Consider the following 17,420-nt stretch of genomic DNA (forward strand, 5'->3'; position numbering starts at 1 on the left):
CTCATTTCATAATATATAAGATATCCGCCCAAAGCGCAAAGACAAAAAGTACGGCGATAAAGGCAACACCGACAAACTGCATATAGTATAAAATACGCGGCGGTATTTGCCGGCGGACGATGCATTCGATAAAAGCCGTAAAGATCAATCCTCCGTCCAGAATGGGAATGGGCAAAAGGTTCATCAAAAAGAGGGACACGCATATCACGGCGACAATTTCAGCGATATTTACAAAACCTGCCCGCGCGTTTTCACTAAAGCCGTCCGAAGCGAGGATTCCGATCATCGAACTGATCCGTACCGGCCCCGCAACCGCTTCGGTCATGCTTACGCCTTTAAACAACAGACCGAGGCTTTTCAATGTAACGGCCGTCAATTTCCCTGTCTGTACTATACCTTGCCGCAAACTGTCAAGAAAGCCGGTTCCTTCCTCGGTTACGGTGATATATTTCCAGTTTAAACCGAGGTCGACGCTCCCGTTTTCCGTACGGACAAGATTCACCGGCAGCTCAATCCGCTCTCCGCCGCGGATAAGTTCGAAGAGTGCGGTTTTCTGCGTATAGTCGCGGAAAAAATATATCAGCGACAGCTGATTATCAAGCGCCGTGCCGTCAACTCCGGTAATACGGTCGCCCGCTTTAATTCCCGCCAAGTCTGCGGCGGAGTCTTTCCGCACCGAATCGATTTGGAGCGGCACATAACGGTAAACACCTACCTGCCCCGCACCGGTTTTCTTATTCAAGTCGGGGCGTATCGTTGTGCCGAGCTGCTCGTTTCCGCGTTCAATCAGCATCGTAAGCGTTTCTTCGGGATGAAGCGCGATAATCTGCTGAATGTCGGCAAAGTTCGTCGTATTTTCATCGTTTATTTTGAGGATACGGTCGCCTATCTGTAAACCGGCTGCCCGCGCGGGCGATTGGTCGCTCGGGTCGAGGCAGTATACCGGCACAATGCGGTTGTCGGTGGTGTAATATGTTCTGCCGAGCCCGCTTATCATGGCAAGAGCCGCCGCGGCAAGCAAGAGGTTTGCAAAGGGCCCCGCAAACGCTATCAGAATCCGTTTAAAAGGATGGGCGGCAAAAAGGCTCCCCTCTTCTTTGGGAACACTCGAAAGTTTTTTTTCGTACGCCTCTCTAAATGCGTGTTCCCCCTTCATGCCGCAGTACCCGCCGAGCGGGATTGCCGATAACCGGTACTCGGTTGCTCCTATTTTTTTACGCAACAGCACCGGCCCCCAGCCGATGGAAAAGCTTTCCACCGATACGCCGCAGAGTTTAGCAACGATGAAGTGCCCCAGCTCATGAATAAATACAACGATGCCGAGTACCGGCAATCCGATTAAAAATTTTATCATCATAGTCCTTACGCAGGGGAAACGCATCAGGTACTTTTTTAACACCCCGCAGAATAAGTGAGGTTGTTCAACCAGAGTTGAACCTCTTCGCGGTTCAAATGGTTGCCCTACCTCACTTATTCTGCGCTTTTTATTTATTTGCCTGATGCGTTTTTCCTTCTTTCCTAAAATAAACTGCGTGAAATTTTGTCTAAAATTTCACGCGAAAGCATGGCAACCGCTTAACATATTTTCCGTGCAGTTCCCCTTACATTAAATGCTCAATTATGACATCTGCGCGGCGGCGGGCGGCTTTGTCGATTTGCATCACGTCCGCGACGTCTTTCGGCACGGAGCTCCAATCTTCCTGCATCACCATGCCGGTAATCTCCGCTAGGTGTACAAACCGGATTTTGCCGCGCAAAAACGCAGCGACCGCCTGTTCATTTGCCGCGTTGAACGCTATCGGATAGCCGGCCTTTTTACGGGCGGCGGTAAAGCCGAGCGAGAGCATCGGAAAATCCTCCAACCGGGGCGGCTCAAAGTGCAGGTCTAAGGGTTTACTAAAATCGAGCGGCGCGAGATAAGGAGGCGGTTCTTCAGGATAGCTCAACGCAGTAAAAATAGGATTACGCATATCGGGCGGAGAAAGCTGAGCATACACTTCGCCGCCTTTCAGCTGTACCATCGAATGCACAATACTCGACGGATGCACCGCAACGGTAATGCGGTCGGTGGGTACATCGAAAAGCTGTACCGCTTCGATCACTTCCAAAGCCTTATTGGCAAGCGAGGCGGAATCGATAGTGATTTTAGCCCCCATCGTCCATGTCGGGTGTTTAAGCGCATCCTGCAGCGTCGCCCCTTGAATACGCTCCCTCGTCCACGTCCGGAACGGGCCTCCTGACGCGGTGATGATAAGACGCTCGACGGCATCCCGTCCATACGCCCGTATTAAACTGTAAATAGCCGAATGCTCGGAATCCACAGGAATAATGACAGACCGATATTTTTCCGCTTCTTTTTGTAGGAAATCACCCGCCATTACAATGCTTTCTTTGTTTGCGAGGGCGAGCGTCCGGTGTGTCCGAACGGCAACAAGTGATGCCTGCAGTCCCGCCGCGCCCGCGATACCGTTAACGACAATATCCGCAGGTGTTTCGGTTAAAAACCGTTCAAGGCTGCGGTGCTTTATATCGTAATGTGCAGCAGCGGCGGAATCCGTTACTGCAAAATTCTGAAAATGAAATTCGGCGCGTAAGGCATCCAATACCCCGCTCTTTGTGTGCACGGAAACACCGGCAAGTTCAAAACGGTCGGAAAACCGGCGTATAATATCAATGGTATTTTGTCCGATTGTTCCGCTTGCACCAAGCACGATTATCTTTTTCATTATGTTGCCCTATCTATATAATAGAACATCTCTAAAAACTCGGAGAGATTTTTAGAAGCCTCTATATCCCGATGAAAAACCGGTAGCAAAGGTAGAATACCGGAGCGGCAAGCAGAATAGAGTCGATGCTGTCGAGGATTCCGCCGCGTCCGAGTATGAGCGCCCCGGAATCTTTTACCTCGGCGGAGCGCTTAAAAATAGATTCGATAAGATCCCCGATGATGGCAGCTACTCCGGTACAAAAACCGGTTACCAACGATCCGTTTAAGCTTTTTCCAAACGCGGCGGGGAATAATTTAAAAGCAAGAAACCCTGCCGCAGTTGCAGCGATGAGTCCGCCGATAAAACCCGCGATACTTTTATTGGGACTGGCAGGCACAAATCCGCGGTTTCCTTTTCCGAACAGTACCCCGAAAAGCCATGCAAGGGAATCACATGAAAAAACCATCAGTAAAAATATTGCAATAATATGCGAAGCGGACGGCCAGCGCGTCATAGCGGAAAGAAATACAATCAAAAGTCCCGGATAAAAAATAATAAATACGGCTGAACAAACACGCTGAATACTTTTTTCAAACGGTTTTGAAAATGAATAAAACGTTTCAACAAAAAATATAAAATATAATGCCCCGATACCGATCAATATCATCCCGATACGGGAAAAAAGTCCGAGCATAAAAAGATATGCGGAAACGGGGATAATCAAACCTGCAAATAAAACAATCGGTGTAGAGTAAACTGCAATTTTTCTGGAAAACATAGCGCGGATTTCTATGATTGCAAAAGCCGTAGCAATAAATATTTCAAGGTGCAGTACCAAAAAATGATGATATGGCAAAAAATATACTGAACTAAGTATGAGAGGCAAGCCGACAACAAACACTATTATCCGTTCAATAATCTTTTTCATATAATCCTTCCGAAGCGTCTTGTGCGTTTGCCGTAAGCATCCAACGCTTCCATCAAATGAGCGGGAGCAAAATCCGGCCACAAAACATCGGTACTGTAAAATTCGGCATACGCGGTTTGCCATAATAAGAAATTGCTCAACCGTTTTTCTCCGCCGGTACGGATAACCAGATCGACGGGAGGAACTCCTGCCGTATCGAGCAGCTTCTCAAATGCATCTTCCGTCAACGTTTCAAGCTGTTGTCCGGAAAGTTTTTTTACTGCGCGGATAATTTCATCCTTTCCGCCGTAGTTGATGGCAAGCTGCACGGTTGTACCGGTATAATGTTCCGTTTTTTCCATTATATCGGCAATTTCCGTCTGGATTGCACGCGGCAGCGCAGCAGCGTCGCCGATATGCTTAACTTTAATATTGTTTGCAGCATAAAAGGCGAGCTCGGCGCGGAGATGCTTTTGGATTAAGCCCATCAAAAAGCCGACCTCTTCCTCCGTCCGTTTCCAGTTTTCAGTTGAAAACACATACAAAGTGATATAAGGTATATGCAAATCGGAAACGGCCTTAACAATCCGTTTTGCCGCTTCCAGTCCTTCTTGATGTCCTTTTGTACGAGCTAATCCCCGCTGCTCGGCCCATCGCCCGTTGCCGTCCATAATGACGGCAATATGCTGCATTGTCATTAACCTTCCATAATCTCTTTTTCTTTTTCTGCAAGGAGCTTATTAATATCGTTAATATGAGCGTCCGTTGCTTTTTGGAACTTTTCTTCAGCTGTCTTTAAGGCATCCTCGCTTAAAAGCCCATCCTTCTGCTGTTTTTTCGCTTCGTCGATTCCGTCCCGCCGGATATTGCGGATTGCAACGCGGCACTGCTCGGCAAAGTTTTTCGCTTGCTTTGCAAGCTCTTTCCGGCGTTCCTCGGTAAGCGGAGGAATTGCAATACGGATAAGCTTCCCGTCGTTGGCAGGGTTTAACGAAAGCTCCGATTTAAGGATGGCTTTTTCGATTTCTCCCAACAGCGATTTATCCCACGGCTGAATAACAACCAAGCGAGCTTCGGGGATAGAAATAGTCGCCACTTGATTGAGCGGCGTCGGCTGCCCATAGCTGTCAACCCGTATTTTATCAAACAAAGAAGTAGACGCACGGCCTGTCCGCAGAGCGTTAAACTCATCCTTTAATGCCGCTATCGACTTCTTCATTTTTTCTTCATAGACACTATGAATATCGCTCATGTTTGCCCTCTATTGGCCAAGCTGCCACAGTACAAGTTTTGAAAGGCTGATATTTGCACCGAGCTGTTTTCCTACTTCTTTCATTTTGGCCGCCACAGATACCTTATCGTCCTTAACAAAGGCTTGTTCAAGAAAGCAGATTTCAGCTAAGTGCTTATTCAGTTTACCTTTTACGATGCCTTCTTTTACGTTATCGGGCTTCTGCAATTCGGCAACCTGTCCGCGGAATACTTCAAGCTGCTCGTCGATATATGAAGAATCGACATCTTCCTTCCGTACATAGAGCGGAGTGAACGCCGCAGCATGGAGACAGCAGTCATACGCAAAATCTTGGAACGTCTTATCGATCAATACCGCAGGCTTATCGGATTTTAACACGACGATAACGCCGGTCTTTTTATCGGAGTGAACATAATGCGCGATGTATTCGTCGCTTCCCGCTTGTACGGCAGTTAAACGCCGTAAGCCCATATTCTCGCGGACGCGTGTCGCAAGGTCGAGCACCATATCGCTCAATTCTTTTTGGACATCGGTGTAGCCTTTTGCAAGTGCTGTTTCTACGATTTTATCACCCACGGCGATAAAATCGGCATTTTTTGCGACGAAGTCGGTCTCGCAGGTTAATTCCGCCATTACCGCTTTGGAATCGGCGGCTTTAATAACGATAATACCTTCGCTGGTTGTGCGGCTTGCCCGCTTTTCAACAGCCGCAAGGCCTTTTTCTTTTAAGAATTTTTCCGCTTCTTTTGCATCGCCGTTGCATTCCTGCAGGGCTTTTTTACATTCCATCATACCGGCGCCGGTTTTTTCGCGGAGCGCCTTTACGTCAGATGCTTTTATTTCCATAATGAATTTCTCCTTAAATATAGATGAGGGAGGCAAAACTATACGGCGGCCGCAAAAGCTTTTCAGTCTTTTAGCAGCCAGCAGTGCTTTTTAGCGATCCCCGTACAGCGTGTCTTCGTCGATTAAAGAACTGCTGCTGTCATCCGCTTCTTCTTCGGCTTCGTTCTTTTCCGAAGGGGTATAATTTGAATAATCGGTAATTTCTTCATCTTCGCGGTCTTGGTACGGATCGATGCCGGAATCGTTGAAGCCTTCGTCTCCGTCCTGAAGATTTTCGATAATCTTGAGGCCGCTTTCGTTATCCGCTTCGATAACGGCATTTGCAATAATTTGCGTGAACAAAGAAATCGAGCGGATGGCGTCGTCGTTACCGGGAATCGGATAGTCGATACCTTCAGGGTTACAGTTTGTGTCGACAACCGCAACGATCGGGATACCCATACGGCGGGCTTCGCTGATAGCGATAGTCTCTTTGCGTGTATCGATGATAAAGATAATGCCCGGCAGTTCTTTCATCTCTTTAATACCGCCGAGATTCTTTTCGAGTTTTGCTTTTTCTTTCTGCGGCACTGCGACTTCCTTTTTGGTAAGGCTGTCAAAGGTGCCGTCGTTTTCCATTTTTTCGATTTTCTTGAGGCGGGCAAGGCTTTTCTTAATGGTAGAAAAGTTTGTCAACATACCGCCGAGCCAGCGGTTATTTACATAAAACATACCGCAACGTTCAGCTTCTTTTGCAATGGTTTGCTGTACTTGTTTTTTAGTTCCGACAAATAAGACTGATTTCCCTGCTGCGGTTGTCTTACGCACCGCGTCATAAGCCTCGCGGATTGCAGTGATGGTTTTCTGCAAATCGATAATGTGGATACCGTTCCGTTCCGCAAAAATGTATTTCTTCATCCGCGGATCCCAGCGTTTTACCTGATGTCCGAAGTGGACGCCGGATTCGAGCAGGTTTTTCATGGTTACTACTGCCATGGTTACTCCTTCACGAGCTTTTTTAAGCCCATCCTTCTCTATTTCTCTAAAAATGCAAGCACCTAAGGAAAATCTTCAAAAACCGGAGTTTTTTAAGACTCCCTACTGCATTTTAGGATATTTACACAGCCGGTATACTTTTTACGTAAAGCTATAGCCGTGCTCCGTTAAAATATCATATAACTCATAAATAGGCAAGCCTACAATTCCGCTGTATGAACCTTCTATTTTTGTAATAAAACAAGCCGCCGTCCCCTGTATGCGGTAGGATCCGGCTGCGCCCTGCCATTCGCCGGTACTCAGATACCAATCGATTTCGGCATCCGACAATGCTTTAAAAAACACCTGCGAACTGCTGATCCGGGTGGAAATATGCTGCAATTTTTCGTCGTAACAACAAATCGCCGTTATGACCTTATGCGCGGCATTTGAATAGGATTGCAGCATCAGCCGGGCTTCATCAATACCGGACGGCTTTCCCATCGGCGTACCGTGCGAAAAAATGAGCGTATCGGCCGCGATAATCCACGGTGTATTGATCTTGAGCGGGGAACGGAGTACCGCCTCCGCCTTCCGCAGGGCAATCTGCTCTACCGCTTTTTCAGGAGAAAGATCGGGGGCGACAGCCTCTTCGGCATCCGAGGGGATACTGATGAACGGTATATTCAGCCGTTTAAGAATGTCCTGCCGCTGAGGAGATTTAGATGCAAGGATAATTGGTTCCATCCATAACAGTATACGGGAGGCATCATAAAAAAACAAGCAGCCGCTCACAGTTATTAAAAGGGAGACCTGCTATAGGGAATCTCTAAAAACTCGGTTAGATTGCAAGAGGTAAGCTGCTAAAAGAACACACGTTGTTTTTTTCCGATAAATACTCTATACTTTAACCTCAATTTATTCGGCATACATCAGGAAATCTCTAAAACCCGAAGCGCATGCAGCGGGTTTTCTTAGATTTACTTATGGGCATCTCTAAAAATTGAAGTTTTCAGAGGTTCTCTCATGATCTGTTTTATTAGGAGCATCCATTTATGAGCAAAGGATTAAAAACAGGACTCATCATTCTCGGCATCATTGTGCTGATTATTTTTTCGCTGTACGGTTGTGTCAGCAGTTCGTATAATTCGATGGTAACAGCGGATGAAAACGTGAAAGCGGCATGGAGTCAGGTGGAAAATGTGTATCAGCGCCGTTTTGATTTAATACCCAATCTGGTCAACACCGTAAAAGGCTATGCGAATCACGAAGAAAAAGTATTTACCGAAATCGCTGAAATGCGTTCCAGAGCAGGCGGTGTTATCAATGTTTCGGACGAGGTCTTAAATGATCCCGAATCGTTTGAAAAGTTCCAAAAAGTACAGAGCGATTTGGGCGGCGCACTGCAGCGGCTGCTCGCCGTAGCGGAAAATTATCCGGAATTAAAAGCGAATGAAAACTTCCGCGACTTGCAAAGCCAGCTTGAAGGAACCGAAAACCGCATCGCCGTGGAGCGGAAGCGCTTTAATGAAGCGGTGCAAACGTACAATATGCTGGTCAGGCGGTTCCCGCAAGCATTCCTCGCCAATATGTTCGGCTTTAGAGAAAAAGCATATTTTAAGGCTGACGAACAGGCTGCAACCGCGCCTACGGTTAATTTTAACTAAAGAAACCTTTGTAAGGAAGAACGATGATGAAAAAAGACAAGCTGTTAAAATTGATGAATATTTCTCCGACGCAGATGAGCGAAATTACCGATACCGTTGCGGAAGCTGAGAAAAAAACAACGGGAGAAATCGCACTTGCGGTTGTGTATCAAAGCGATTCGTATGCCTTTGTAGAGCTGTTCATTGCGTTTTGTGCGGTATTTACCGCTTTTTTCATCTTGTTTTTATGCTCCGCCCCTATCTGGAACCTTTTGGAACGCACCGTTTGGTTCCCATCGCCTGCACAGCTGACGGCGGTTATCGGGGGCGGTGCGGCTGCAGTTGTGCTTATCGTTTATTTTTTGGTAAATATCCCTGCAGTCGACCGGCTGATTATTCCTGATACGCTGAAAAACCGCCGAGTCTATGCCCGTGCACTGCAGCATTTCGTCGAAAGCGGCGTATATAAAACGGCGGAGCATTCCGGCGTTCTCATTTTTGTCTCCGTATTGGAGCGAAAAGTGTTTGTTATCGCCGATTCGGGGATTGCCGAAAAAGTAGCGCAAAACGAATGGGACGGTATTTGCAAAATTATGACCGAGGGGCTAAAAAAACGAAGCGCCGCTCAAGCCTTTGCCGATTCCGTAAAGGAATGCGGAAGGATCCTGCAACAGCACTTTCCCAACAAAGCTGAAAATCCCAATGAATTGCCTGACGGGCTTATCTTTTTAGAATCATAGTTTCCTTTTGAAAATATGCATACCGTCTACGGCGTTGCTGCACAAAAATAAATGCTCAACGTACAACAAGTACGCCTGCGCTTTATTTTTGTTCGCGCCTTGTATCCGGTATCACTATTTTCAAAAGGCTCCTTTTAAAAATATGCGAGCATTTCCTTCGTTGCTGCACAAATAGCGTTGTAATTTTATTAAAAGCTGCATTTGCCTGACTTAGAACGGCGGTTTTCTAAAGATGAACTGCCCCCTACCTTTCTCTCCTAGAAATTCATTGTTCTTTACGATCAATTCGCCGCGGCTGAATACGGAATCAATTGCGCACTGCACCTTCATTCCTTCATACGTGCAGTAATCGCAGGCGCTTTTCAGGTTTTTCTTTGTCAGCACTTCTTGGGCATTGGGATTGATGACCGTGATATCGGCATCAGCTCCGGGCAACAGACATCCTTTTTGAGGATACATCCCGAAGATGCGGGCAGGATTGGCCGCCATCACCTGTACGAAGCGCTCTAACGAAATCCGCTTTTTTTGTACCCCTTCGGAAAAGATAATCCGTACCCGCTCCTCGATACCCGGAGCGCCGCCCGGACCCTTTGTAAAGTCGCCTTTGGTGTCCATCTTTTCTTTTAACAGGAAAGGGCAATGGTCGGTCGCTACGACTTGGATATCGCCGTTTGCCAGCCCGAGCCAAAGTGCTTCAATATCTTGCTTTCTGCGCAAGGGCGGCGCCATAATGTATTTGAGCCCTTCGATATTTTCAGGATCATCGGGACTACCGTTCTCATTCCCGTATTTTTCTTCCGAAAGTGTCAGATACTGCGTGCAAGTTTCAACAAACAGCCGATTAACGTGCTGCCGCCCTTCTACAACGCTGATAAGCGCTTCTCCCGTAGAAAGGTGCACAATATACAGCGGAGCATCTTCCGCCAGCTCGGAAAAATGAATCAGCCGGGAAACGGCTTCCGCTTCGGTTTCGTTGGGGCGGCTGCGGGCATGATAAATAGGCAGCATTTTCTTTTCTTTTACAAACTTCGACCGGAGATAGCTGATAAGCGAATCGTTTTCCGAATGGACGGTTAAAATTCCGCCCGCTTCTTTAACGGTTTTCAGCAAGCGGTAAAAGCCCGTATCGTCGATTTTAAATCCGTAAGTCGTATAGGCCTTAAAGCTCGTAATCCCTTCATTTTTGATGATACCGGATAATTCCTGCAAGATGGCGTCATCGACATGTTGAATAACACCGTGAAAGCTGTAGTCGATAACCGCTTTTTTGGCAAGCTCATGGTACCGGTCAATGGAATAATGCAGATTGCATCCGGCAGGGCCGAACGCGATGTGGTCGATAACGGAGGTTGTACCGCCGCAGGCTGCCGCAACGGTACCGGTATAAAAGTCATCGACGGCGCGGTACTGCGGAGACTGCTGCAATTCCAGATGCGTATGAGCATCGATCAGTCCCGGCATAACATAACATCCGGGAAATTCATATACGGAATCAAAATCGACGGGATTAAAATGCCCGATTCCGGTTATCGTAGTGCCGGTTATCGCAATGTCCGCATTAAACGTATCGTTCTCGGTTACAAGCGTACCGCCCGTTATCAATGTTTTTTTCATTAGTAAACCTCCATTTACAAATCGACTGTAAAAACGCCGGGAACTCCGCGAAAGACAAGTGCTTTCGGAACATCCCCGGCGCATAATCGGCGTAAGTACTAGTCTTCCACCATGATTTTTAATATGACCTTATCGGTTTCCCTCATGCCGTCGGCAGCAACCGAGCCTACCCCGGCAATGGTCTTTTCTATATCGCCTTTCACAATACCTTCGCCCGGTTGGAATACCCTGTTCCGCATGGCAAGATAATGTGCATTCATTGCCGCGTCGACCGATACGGCAATCTTTGCAGCACATGAAGGCTTTGCGCCGTCACAGACAATCCCCGATACAACGGCAAGGGTATTGGTAATGGTCGCGCATACCTGCTCATAGCTGCCGTCTGACAAATATGTAATGCCCGCTCCGCTTCCGCATCCGGCACTGACAGCCCCGCAATAGGCCGAAAGCCGCCCAATCCGCGTTTTTTGATGAATTGCAATCAGGTTGCTAACCAACAACCCGCGTAAGAGCTTATCATGCGGAAGTTTTTTTTCTTCCGCAAACACGATAATCGGTAACGAAGCCGTCAACCCCTGATTGCCGCTGCCGGAATTCGTAACAACCGGCAAGGTACAGCCGCTCATACGAGCATCGGAACCGGCTGCGGCGGCGGCCTGTGCACGGATTTTTACCGTAACGGCTTGTTCCGCCTGAGCGGCTTCGAGCAGGTTCGCTCCCGCGTTAATACCATAGCGGTGATTCAGCCCTTCCTGCGCGATGCGGGTATTATATTCAATCTGGCGCTCCAGTACCGGACGGACACGGTCAAGGTCTATCGTATCGGCAAATTCGAGAATCTTCTTTACTGATAAGCCCGACCGGTCGGTCAACGCAGCGTTCGCACTGGCCGGATCGAACGGAACACTCAGCACATCTTTTCCGTTTTTGGTTGTGTGCACGATATTTGTGTGCTGATGGATGATCTCAACCGAAGCACTGTCGTTGCCTGCAAAAACTTCCACAATAAAATGCAGAGAAGCAACAGTATCCAATAACGAAACCTTACAGGGAACCTTTTCCAAAAATTCCTTTGTACGGGCAATATCGGCTTCGGTTATATCGGCAAGAACTTCAAGCCCCTTATCGGGATTTCCGCCGATAATACCGATTGCCGCCGCTGCCGGAATTCCCTTCATGTTACCCGAATTGGGAACGGTAACACTCTTTACATTTTTAATAATGTTTCCGCTGCTTTTGATGCACACACGGTCGGGAATCTTCCCGAGTAAGGCGCGGGCGTGAGCGCCCGCATACGCAATGGCAATCGGTTCGGTACAGCCGAGCGCAGGAACCAATTCTTCTTGAAGAATTGCAATGAACTGTTTACAGTCAAAGTCCGTAAGTTCCATACTTTAAGCCTGTTTTACCGTTCCATCGGGTTTATAGAAAATACCGCGCAGAATAAGCGCAAGCGCACCGTCTCCTGTTACGTTACATGCCGTACCGAAGCTATCCTGCAGTGCAAAAATAGCAATCAATAAGCCGGTGCCGATTTCATCAAAGCCGAGTACGCTGATAACGATACCGAGGGACGCCATAACCGTTCCGCCGGGTACGCCGGGTGCTCCGACAGCAAATACGCCGAATAGGAACGAGAACAAAACCATCGTCCCGACCGGGGGGATCGAGCCGTATAGAAGCTGAGATATCGTCATCGCAAAGAATGTTTCGGTTAGAACTGAACCGCACAAATGGGTTGTCGCTCCCAGCGGGATGGCAAAGTCGACGATATCTGCCGGTAAAACGCTGGATTTATGCGCACAGCGTAACGCAACGGGCAAGGTCGCCGCACTTGACATCGTACCGACTGCAGTTGCATAGGCAGGGCCGTAGTGCTTTACGACTTCCAGCGGATTCTGCTTTGAAACCGCGCCGCCGATAAGATATAGCAGCGTCATCCAGATAAAATGCCCGATCAATACGATGATAATAACCTTTAAGAATACCGGAAGCTGGCGGGTTAAGCTGCCGCTGTATGCAAGTTCGGCAAAGGTTGTCGCAATAAAGAACGGCAGTACCGGTACGATAACACGGTTCACGATTTCGAGCACCATTGCCTGAATCTCTTTCAAGAGTTTTTCAACGGTTGACGCCTTTGTCCAAATAACCGAAATACCGGCTAATATAGCCAATACCAATGCGGTCATAACCGGCATAATCGGCTGTATGTTCAGCAAGAACGCCGTAGAGGGTATTTCCACCAATTCGGCAGCCTGTGCAGGAATATGCAGGAACGGAATAAGAATGTATCCTGCTACAGTCGAAAACAGGGATGCCCCGACTGCGGACAAATACGATATCAGCAAAAAGACGCCGAGCATTTTGCCTGCATTTGCTTTCAAATCGCAAATTGCCGGCGCAATAAATCCGAAGATAACGAGCGGAACGGCAAAAAAGATCAGTGAACCGAGTAACTTTTTAATCGTTGCAATAATCCCCATCACCGGAGCGGGTACGAACAGCCCTAACAGCACACCGGCAAGAATCCCCAAGCCAAGTTGCGGTAATAGTCCCAATTTTCTACCGCTTTGTTTTTCCATAATAGTAGACCTCCTCTCTACAATTACAACAGTGATTGCCCGCCAATAAAGCAGGCAAATTCACAACAAAAAATATTATATACCCGCTGTTTTTCACTTGTCAAACTATAAATGAAAAATTTTTTGATATTTTTAAAATGACATCCTTAGAAAAATTTCATCGTCTCTATCACCGCCTGATAGACTGACTATGCTATTAGTATAGCCGTTGGGACAATTACTGAAGGGAAAGCGGGGGAAACTATGCAGACAGATATAATAAGATTTATCGATGATGAAAGTAAGCAGGAATGTATGGCTGTAGCCGGGTATCTTTATAATCTATGTTCGAATAGTAAACATCTGGATAAGTATAAATCATTACAGATATTATTACAGGCACTCATTGTGCGTCTAAAAAAAGAAACACAAGCTGAAACAATTGTGCAAGCATTTATTCAAAAAGGGATAAAGGAAAAACAGCTAACGGTATTTACGCCGGGAAAAAATTACAATCATCCGTTTGAATACGGGAGTAAATTGGATGTAAATTTTAAAGAAGATACGAAAATCGCTGCAGCTGTTGACAATTTTACGACCGATTCTATTTTTACGATAAATCTTTGCCGTTGTGTTTTTATGCAGAAAGAAAACCTTGCTAAAATTATCGCGCTTATTTTCTTTTCCGCCAAGATAAATAACAATGATACATATATCATTCCTCAGAGAATAAATGTTTCAGCACGGATAACCAAGATACTTAATGATATAACTCCTGTTGAATTTCTATTTGATACCTTACATCTTTCACACCAAGAAGCGGTATTGCTTACGGCAGCATATAGAACACAGACAATCTATGAACTCTATAATTTTTATGATGATGTGTTATATCAAAACACAGAAAATAAAATGACGATATATGCAAAATGTATTAATACGTCTTTACAAGCAATAAGAATCTTATTTGAGAATGATAAAAAGCTTATTTCATTCGGGTTAATGAATAAGTACGATTACGGTTGTATTGAAAACGAAAGTATTTATTGTATTTACAATAAAAATTTTGATGCGTTTTTTTCCGGCACATTAAAAGAAGAAAAAGCAAACGCTGCCTTTAATCTCAATAGCTACGCTATAAAAAAAAAGCATTCAAGCTTGGCATTGCAATTTCTAAAAAGTAACTTTCCGTCAAATATTTTACTCTATGGAAGTCCCGGATCCGGTAAAACGGAATTTGCAAAAACACTTGCAAAAGAAAGCGGACTGCGACTGTTTATATTTAAAAATGAGCTGGATACAGATAGAGCATTGCAACGCTTACATTGTATTCTTTCTATTCCTAAAAAAGATACACTGCTTGTGATTGACGAAGCTGAAAATATCTTAAAAACAATAGAGCCGCATTTTGGTACGTTTATGAGCACTACTCAAAAAGGGATTGTAAATAAGATGCTTGATAATAATGTCAATAAAGTCGTGTGGATTGTTAATTATACTGATCTTCTTGACATATCTACGTTGCGCCGTTTTACGTATTCAATTAAGTTTAACAAAATGCCTAAATCGATTCTGAAAAAAATTGCACAGTCAAAATTACAAAACAGCAACATAAGCGGCAAAATCTTACATACACTTGTCGATCTCTGCGACAACTACCGTATAACAGGAGCCTCAATCGATAATATGATAAAAGCGGTGAATAGTGTTCATTGCAGCACTCAAACTGAAGAGAAAATCGTTATTGATGTAAAAAATACGCTTGAAGCAAATTCCGGGCTTATATACGGTAGTTCCCATGCCGGCAGAAAAATACAGATGACATACGATATTGGAGCACTCAACACCTCTATCGAACCGGATGATATTCTCACGATGATAAAAAATGCAACAGCGTATGCTGATTCTGCACAAACAGAAGCTCCCGCCGGAATCCGTATGCTGTTTTACGGATTAAGCGGTACCGGAAAAACAGAATTTGCACGATATATTGCAAACGCTTTGGCTAAAGAGCTTATTCTAAAAAAAGCTTCCGATATCTTAGGAAAATATATCGGCGAAAGTGAACAGAATATTAAAGAGGCTTTTGAAGAAGCGGAAAAACAGGATGCGATACTGCTATTTGATGAGGCTGACTCATTTTTTACCAACCGTTTCAATGCAGAAAATACTTGGAAGCGGACAATGGTCAATGAATTTTTAATGCAGATAGAAGCCTTTAACGGTTTATTGATTTGCACTACCAATATGCGCAGCATCATGGATCCTGCATTGCAGCGCCGCTTTCATATTATGGTTGAGTTTCAAGCCCTCTCTGCAAACGGAATAAAAACTTTGTTGACGAAATATTTTCGTAATGTGTCATTTAATGCTGATCAAATAGAAAAGCTCAACCAATGGCAATCCGTTACTCCGGGGGATTTTAACGCACTCTATGGAAAAGCACGGTTTATGCCGCAAGAAAAAATAACTTCTGAATATATTATTACTGAATTAGCACAGATGCAGCAAGAAAAAAACGGCGTACAAAAAATGATCGGATTTAGTATCAATGCATAACTGATAGGTAATTTAGGAAACATAAACGGAGGAAAATATGGAACAGATATCTGCATTACGGCTTACTGCTGAAGAAGAATCAAATGTACAGTTGCTGGAAATAACAGACGGGATAGTTATCGGCGTAACAAATAGCGCCTACCTTACTGGAAGTCTTATATTACCGGATACAATTACGGAAATTGCTCATCACGCCTTTGAAAGCTGCAGCGGTCTCACACGTATTGTTATACCTGATAGTGTTACTAAAATCGGTGACTGGCTTTTCCGCGATTGTACCGATTTAAAAGAGGTTATTATTGGAAGCGGTATTTCAAAAATCGGTATTGGAGCTTTCTTTGATTGCACTCATTTAAGCACTATCACCATACCGCAGGGCATTACCGAAATCGGAAATAATGCCTTTTGTAATATTCGAAGTGATGCACAGTTTACCGTAGCAAGCAATGCAGTAAAAAAACTACTAAAGCATTCTGACAGTTCTATACAAGATGAACACATTATCGTAAATCGATTGAGCGGTGAGGTATTCACCCCATAGACTGACTAGGCTATTAGTATAGTCGTTGGGATAATCATTGAAAATCTAGTGTATGTTCAATTTTTAAGGAGAAACACCGATGGAAAAAGTTATTTGGTGCGGCAAACAGTGGCTTAATAATTGCGGTCATCATTATATAGAACCTGTTTTTGGGGTCAAACGGTTCGAAAGAGCGGAAAAAAATACGAATTGGTTTCAAAAACAACATGATAAAAAAACATTCGCAGACTTCTTGAAAGACGCTATCGAAAAAAAATAATTTAGAACAGAGGAGAGAATCAGCAGGCAACTAAGATGCCCTGTTATTGGTATTAAGTATGGTTGGTATGATTGGTATGATTGGTATATTTTGGTTCCTTCCCGATTTATCCGATTTATTTTATGCCAGTACAACAGACATTGCATTTGCACAAAAATATGGTGAATGGCTACTATCTCAAGAAGACCATAGTAATGTATGGGAGAAATTAAAACAAAATGGTTATTTGCACTATTTACCGAAAAGGTACAGAGATGAGTATTGGAAATTACCAAGAGGCAGGGTCTCATATAATATATTACTTGGTAAATATTATGTATATCATGGCGATTGGTTTTTAATAAAACATGCAAAAATTATTGAGAAAAAATTTGAGCTTCCCGTCAATAATATCGTTTATGAAGAAGATGAACACTATTCAAATACAATCAGTTGTTAAAAAGATTTTTACCTCTATCATCACCTGATAGACTGACTATGCTATGAGTAAACCTGTTCGGAAACTTCCGTTTCTGAACAGGTTACCTTGAAATGCGATGTTCTAAATCGTATATGTTTATTTTCAGCCGCTGAAATAGCGCGGCTGAAAAACACGTCGAGTTTGCTTCGCAAACATCGCGTATTAACGTATGCGCGTTCCGCACATCAATGCAGCAGTTTCCAAAGTGCACACTTTGTTCAACTGTTGCATTTTAGGGTGCTATTTGTGCGATTTAGAACTCGGCGACCTGTTCGAAAACGCAGTTATCGAACAGGTCTAGTATAGTCGTTGGAACAATTACTGAAATAAAGCTCAAGAAAAAACATTTTTATGCTTGACTTTTGAGGGGGGG

General features: G+C 44.9%; 17 protein-coding genes. 6 read left to right on the forward strand and 11 right to left on the reverse strand.

Going from position 1 to position 17,420, the window contains the following annotated elements; all coding sequences use genetic code 11:
• Position 1 precedes the first annotated feature (1 nt).
• From rseP to HMPREF1222_RS03160, 8 genes are all read right to left on the reverse strand, one after another.
• On the reverse strand, positions 2–1,357 hold the full coding sequence (gene rseP, locus HMPREF1222_RS03125) for an RIP metalloprotease RseP (protein ID WP_244870107.1): 1,356 nt from the start codon (positions 1,355–1,357) through the stop codon (positions 2–4).
• A 244-nt stretch (positions 1,358–1,601) separates the two neighbouring features.
• Entirely contained in the window at positions 1,602–2,726 is a 1,125-nt protein-coding gene (gene dxr / locus HMPREF1222_RS03130) for a 1-deoxy-D-xylulose-5-phosphate reductoisomerase (RefSeq protein ID WP_016518172.1), read from the reverse strand.
• 61 nt (positions 2,727–2,787) lie between these two features.
• Positions 2,788–3,636: a phosphatidate cytidylyltransferase gene (locus HMPREF1222_RS03135; RefSeq protein WP_006190270.1), complete on the reverse strand. Its 849-nt coding sequence runs from the start codon at positions 3,634–3,636 to the stop codon at positions 2,788–2,790.
• The gene (uppS, locus tag HMPREF1222_RS03140) at positions 3,633–4,307 is read right to left on the reverse strand and encodes a polyprenyl diphosphate synthase (RefSeq protein ID WP_425314950.1); all 675 of its coding nucleotides are present in this window, start codon (positions 4,305–4,307) and stop codon (positions 3,633–3,635) included. Before uppS ends, HMPREF1222_RS03135 begins: the two co-directional genes overlap by 4 nt.
• Positions 4,308–4,312: 5 nt before the next feature.
• A complete protein-coding gene (frr, locus tag HMPREF1222_RS03145) occupies positions 4,313–4,867 on the reverse strand; it encodes a ribosome recycling factor (RefSeq protein WP_006190272.1) in 555 nt (184 codons plus the stop codon).
• A gap of 9 nt (positions 4,868–4,876) precedes the next feature.
• A complete protein-coding gene (gene tsf / locus HMPREF1222_RS03150) occupies positions 4,877–5,713 on the reverse strand; it encodes a translation elongation factor Ts (RefSeq protein ID WP_016518174.1) in 837 nt (278 codons plus the stop codon).
• A gap of 90 nt (positions 5,714–5,803) precedes the next feature.
• A complete protein-coding gene (rpsB, locus tag HMPREF1222_RS03155; protein WP_016518175.1) occupies positions 5,804–6,688 on the reverse strand; it encodes a 30S ribosomal protein S2 in 885 nt (294 codons plus the stop codon).
• A 141-nt stretch (positions 6,689–6,829) separates the two neighbouring features.
• On the reverse strand, positions 6,830–7,414 hold the full coding sequence (locus tag HMPREF1222_RS03160) for a Maf family protein (protein ID WP_038076816.1): 585 nt from the start codon (positions 7,412–7,414) through the stop codon (positions 6,830–6,832).
• A 308-nt stretch (positions 7,415–7,722) separates the two neighbouring features.
• On the opposite strand from HMPREF1222_RS03160, the gene HMPREF1222_RS03165 reads away from it, so the two are divergent.
• Both HMPREF1222_RS03165 and HMPREF1222_RS03170 read left to right on the forward strand, forming a co-directional pair.
• Positions 7,723–8,334 (forward strand): LemA family protein, encoded by a 612-nt coding sequence (locus HMPREF1222_RS03165; RefSeq protein ID WP_006190283.1) that lies wholly within the window; start codon positions 7,723–7,725, stop codon positions 8,332–8,334.
• A gap of 23 nt (positions 8,335–8,357) precedes the next feature.
• On the forward strand, positions 8,358–9,053 hold the full coding sequence (locus HMPREF1222_RS03170; RefSeq protein ID WP_155997555.1) for a TPM domain-containing protein: 696 nt from the start codon (positions 8,358–8,360) through the stop codon (positions 9,051–9,053).
• A gap of 210 nt (positions 9,054–9,263) precedes the next feature.
• Here HMPREF1222_RS03170 and hydA read toward each other — a convergent pair whose 3' ends face one another.
• The 3 genes from hydA to HMPREF1222_RS03185 form a co-directional block, all read right to left on the reverse strand.
• Entirely contained in the window at positions 9,264–10,667 is a 1,404-nt protein-coding gene (gene hydA, locus HMPREF1222_RS03175) for a dihydropyrimidinase (RefSeq protein ID WP_016518178.1), read from the reverse strand.
• Positions 10,668–10,765: 98 nt separating this feature from the next.
• Positions 10,766–12,058 (reverse strand): L-cysteine desulfidase family protein, encoded by a 1,293-nt coding sequence (locus tag HMPREF1222_RS03180; protein WP_016518179.1) that lies wholly within the window; start codon positions 12,056–12,058, stop codon positions 10,766–10,768.
• 3 nt (positions 12,059–12,061) lie between these two features.
• Positions 12,062–13,249, reverse strand: a complete 1,188-nt coding sequence (locus HMPREF1222_RS03185) for a dicarboxylate/amino acid:cation symporter (RefSeq protein WP_016518180.1) — start codon at positions 13,247–13,249, stop codon at positions 12,062–12,064.
• 243 nt (positions 13,250–13,492) lie between these two features.
• Here HMPREF1222_RS03185 and HMPREF1222_RS03190 point away from each other — a divergent pair, with 243 nt between their 5' ends.
• The 4 genes from HMPREF1222_RS03190 to HMPREF1222_RS03205 all read left to right on the forward strand — a co-directional run bounded on the left by HMPREF1222_RS03190 (position 13,493) and on the right by HMPREF1222_RS03205 (position 17,026).
• The gene (locus tag HMPREF1222_RS03190) at positions 13,493–15,787 is read left to right on the forward strand and encodes an AAA family ATPase (protein WP_016518181.1); all 2,295 of its coding nucleotides are present in this window, start codon (positions 13,493–13,495) and stop codon (positions 15,785–15,787) included.
• Positions 15,788–15,824: 37 nt separating this feature from the next.
• Positions 15,825–16,328 carry a leucine-rich repeat domain-containing protein gene (locus tag HMPREF1222_RS03195; protein WP_016518182.1) on the forward strand — a complete coding sequence of 168 codons (504 nt, stop codon included), beginning with the start codon at positions 15,825–15,827 and terminating at the stop codon, positions 16,326–16,328.
• 79 nt (positions 16,329–16,407) lie between these two features.
• A complete protein-coding gene (locus tag HMPREF1222_RS03200; protein ID WP_016518183.1) occupies positions 16,408–16,587 on the forward strand; it encodes a hypothetical protein in 180 nt (59 codons plus the stop codon).
• Between the two features lie 67 nt (positions 16,588–16,654).
• Entirely contained in the window at positions 16,655–17,026 is a 372-nt protein-coding gene (locus HMPREF1222_RS03205) for a hypothetical protein (protein ID WP_244870108.1), read from the forward strand.
• The last annotated feature ends 394 nt before the right edge of the window (positions 17,027–17,420 follow it).

This window comes from Treponema vincentii F0403, from assembly GCF_000412995.1.
In the GTDB taxonomy this organism is placed as follows: domain Bacteria; phylum Spirochaetota; class Spirochaetia; order Treponematales; family Treponemataceae; genus Treponema; species Treponema vincentii.

Coding starts and splice junctions, on each gene's coding strand:
- rseP (WP_244870107.1), bottom strand. CDS start 1,357: ATGATGATAAAATTTTTAATCGGATTGCCGGTACTCGGCATCGTTGTA.
- dxr (WP_016518172.1), bottom strand. CDS start 2,726: ATGAAAAAGATAATCGTGCTTGGTGCAAGCGGAACAATCGGACAAAAT.
- HMPREF1222_RS03135 (WP_006190270.1), bottom strand. CDS start 3,636: ATGAAAAAGATTATTGAACGGATAATAGTGTTTGTTGTCGGCTTGCCT.
- uppS (WP_425314950.1), bottom strand. CDS start 4,307: ATGCAGCATATTGCCGTCATTATGGACGGCAACGGGCGATGGGCCGAG.
- frr (WP_006190272.1), bottom strand. CDS start 4,867: ATGAGCGATATTCATAGTGTCTATGAAGAAAAAATGAAGAAGTCGATA.
- tsf (WP_016518174.1), bottom strand. CDS start 5,713: ATGGAAATAAAAGCATCTGACGTAAAGGCGCTCCGCGAAAAAACCGGC.
- rpsB (WP_016518175.1), bottom strand. CDS start 6,688: ATGGCAGTAGTAACCATGAAAAACCTGCTCGAATCCGGCGTCCACTTC.
- HMPREF1222_RS03160 (WP_038076816.1), bottom strand. CDS start 7,414: ATGGAACCAATTATCCTTGCATCTAAATCTCCTCAGCGGCAGGACATT.
- HMPREF1222_RS03165 (WP_006190283.1), top strand. CDS start 7,723: ATGAGCAAAGGATTAAAAACAGGACTCATCATTCTCGGCATCATTGTG.
- HMPREF1222_RS03170 (WP_155997555.1), top strand. CDS start 8,358: ATGATGAAAAAAGACAAGCTGTTAAAATTGATGAATATTTCTCCGACG.
- hydA (WP_016518178.1), bottom strand. CDS start 10,667: ATGAAAAAAACATTGATAACGGGCGGTACGCTTGTAACCGAGAACGAT.
- HMPREF1222_RS03180 (WP_016518179.1), bottom strand. CDS start 12,058: ATGGAACTTACGGACTTTGACTGTAAACAGTTCATTGCAATTCTTCAA.
- HMPREF1222_RS03185 (WP_016518180.1), bottom strand. CDS start 13,249: ATGGAAAAACAAAGCGGTAGAAAATTGGGACTATTACCGCAACTTGGC.
- HMPREF1222_RS03190 (WP_016518181.1), top strand. CDS start 13,493: ATGCAGACAGATATAATAAGATTTATCGATGATGAAAGTAAGCAGGAA.
- HMPREF1222_RS03195 (WP_016518182.1), top strand. CDS start 15,825: ATGGAACAGATATCTGCATTACGGCTTACTGCTGAAGAAGAATCAAAT.
- HMPREF1222_RS03200 (WP_016518183.1), top strand. CDS start 16,408: ATGGAAAAAGTTATTTGGTGCGGCAAACAGTGGCTTAATAATTGCGGT.
- HMPREF1222_RS03205 (WP_244870108.1), top strand. CDS start 16,655: ATGATTGGTATGATTGGTATATTTTGGTTCCTTCCCGATTTATCCGAT.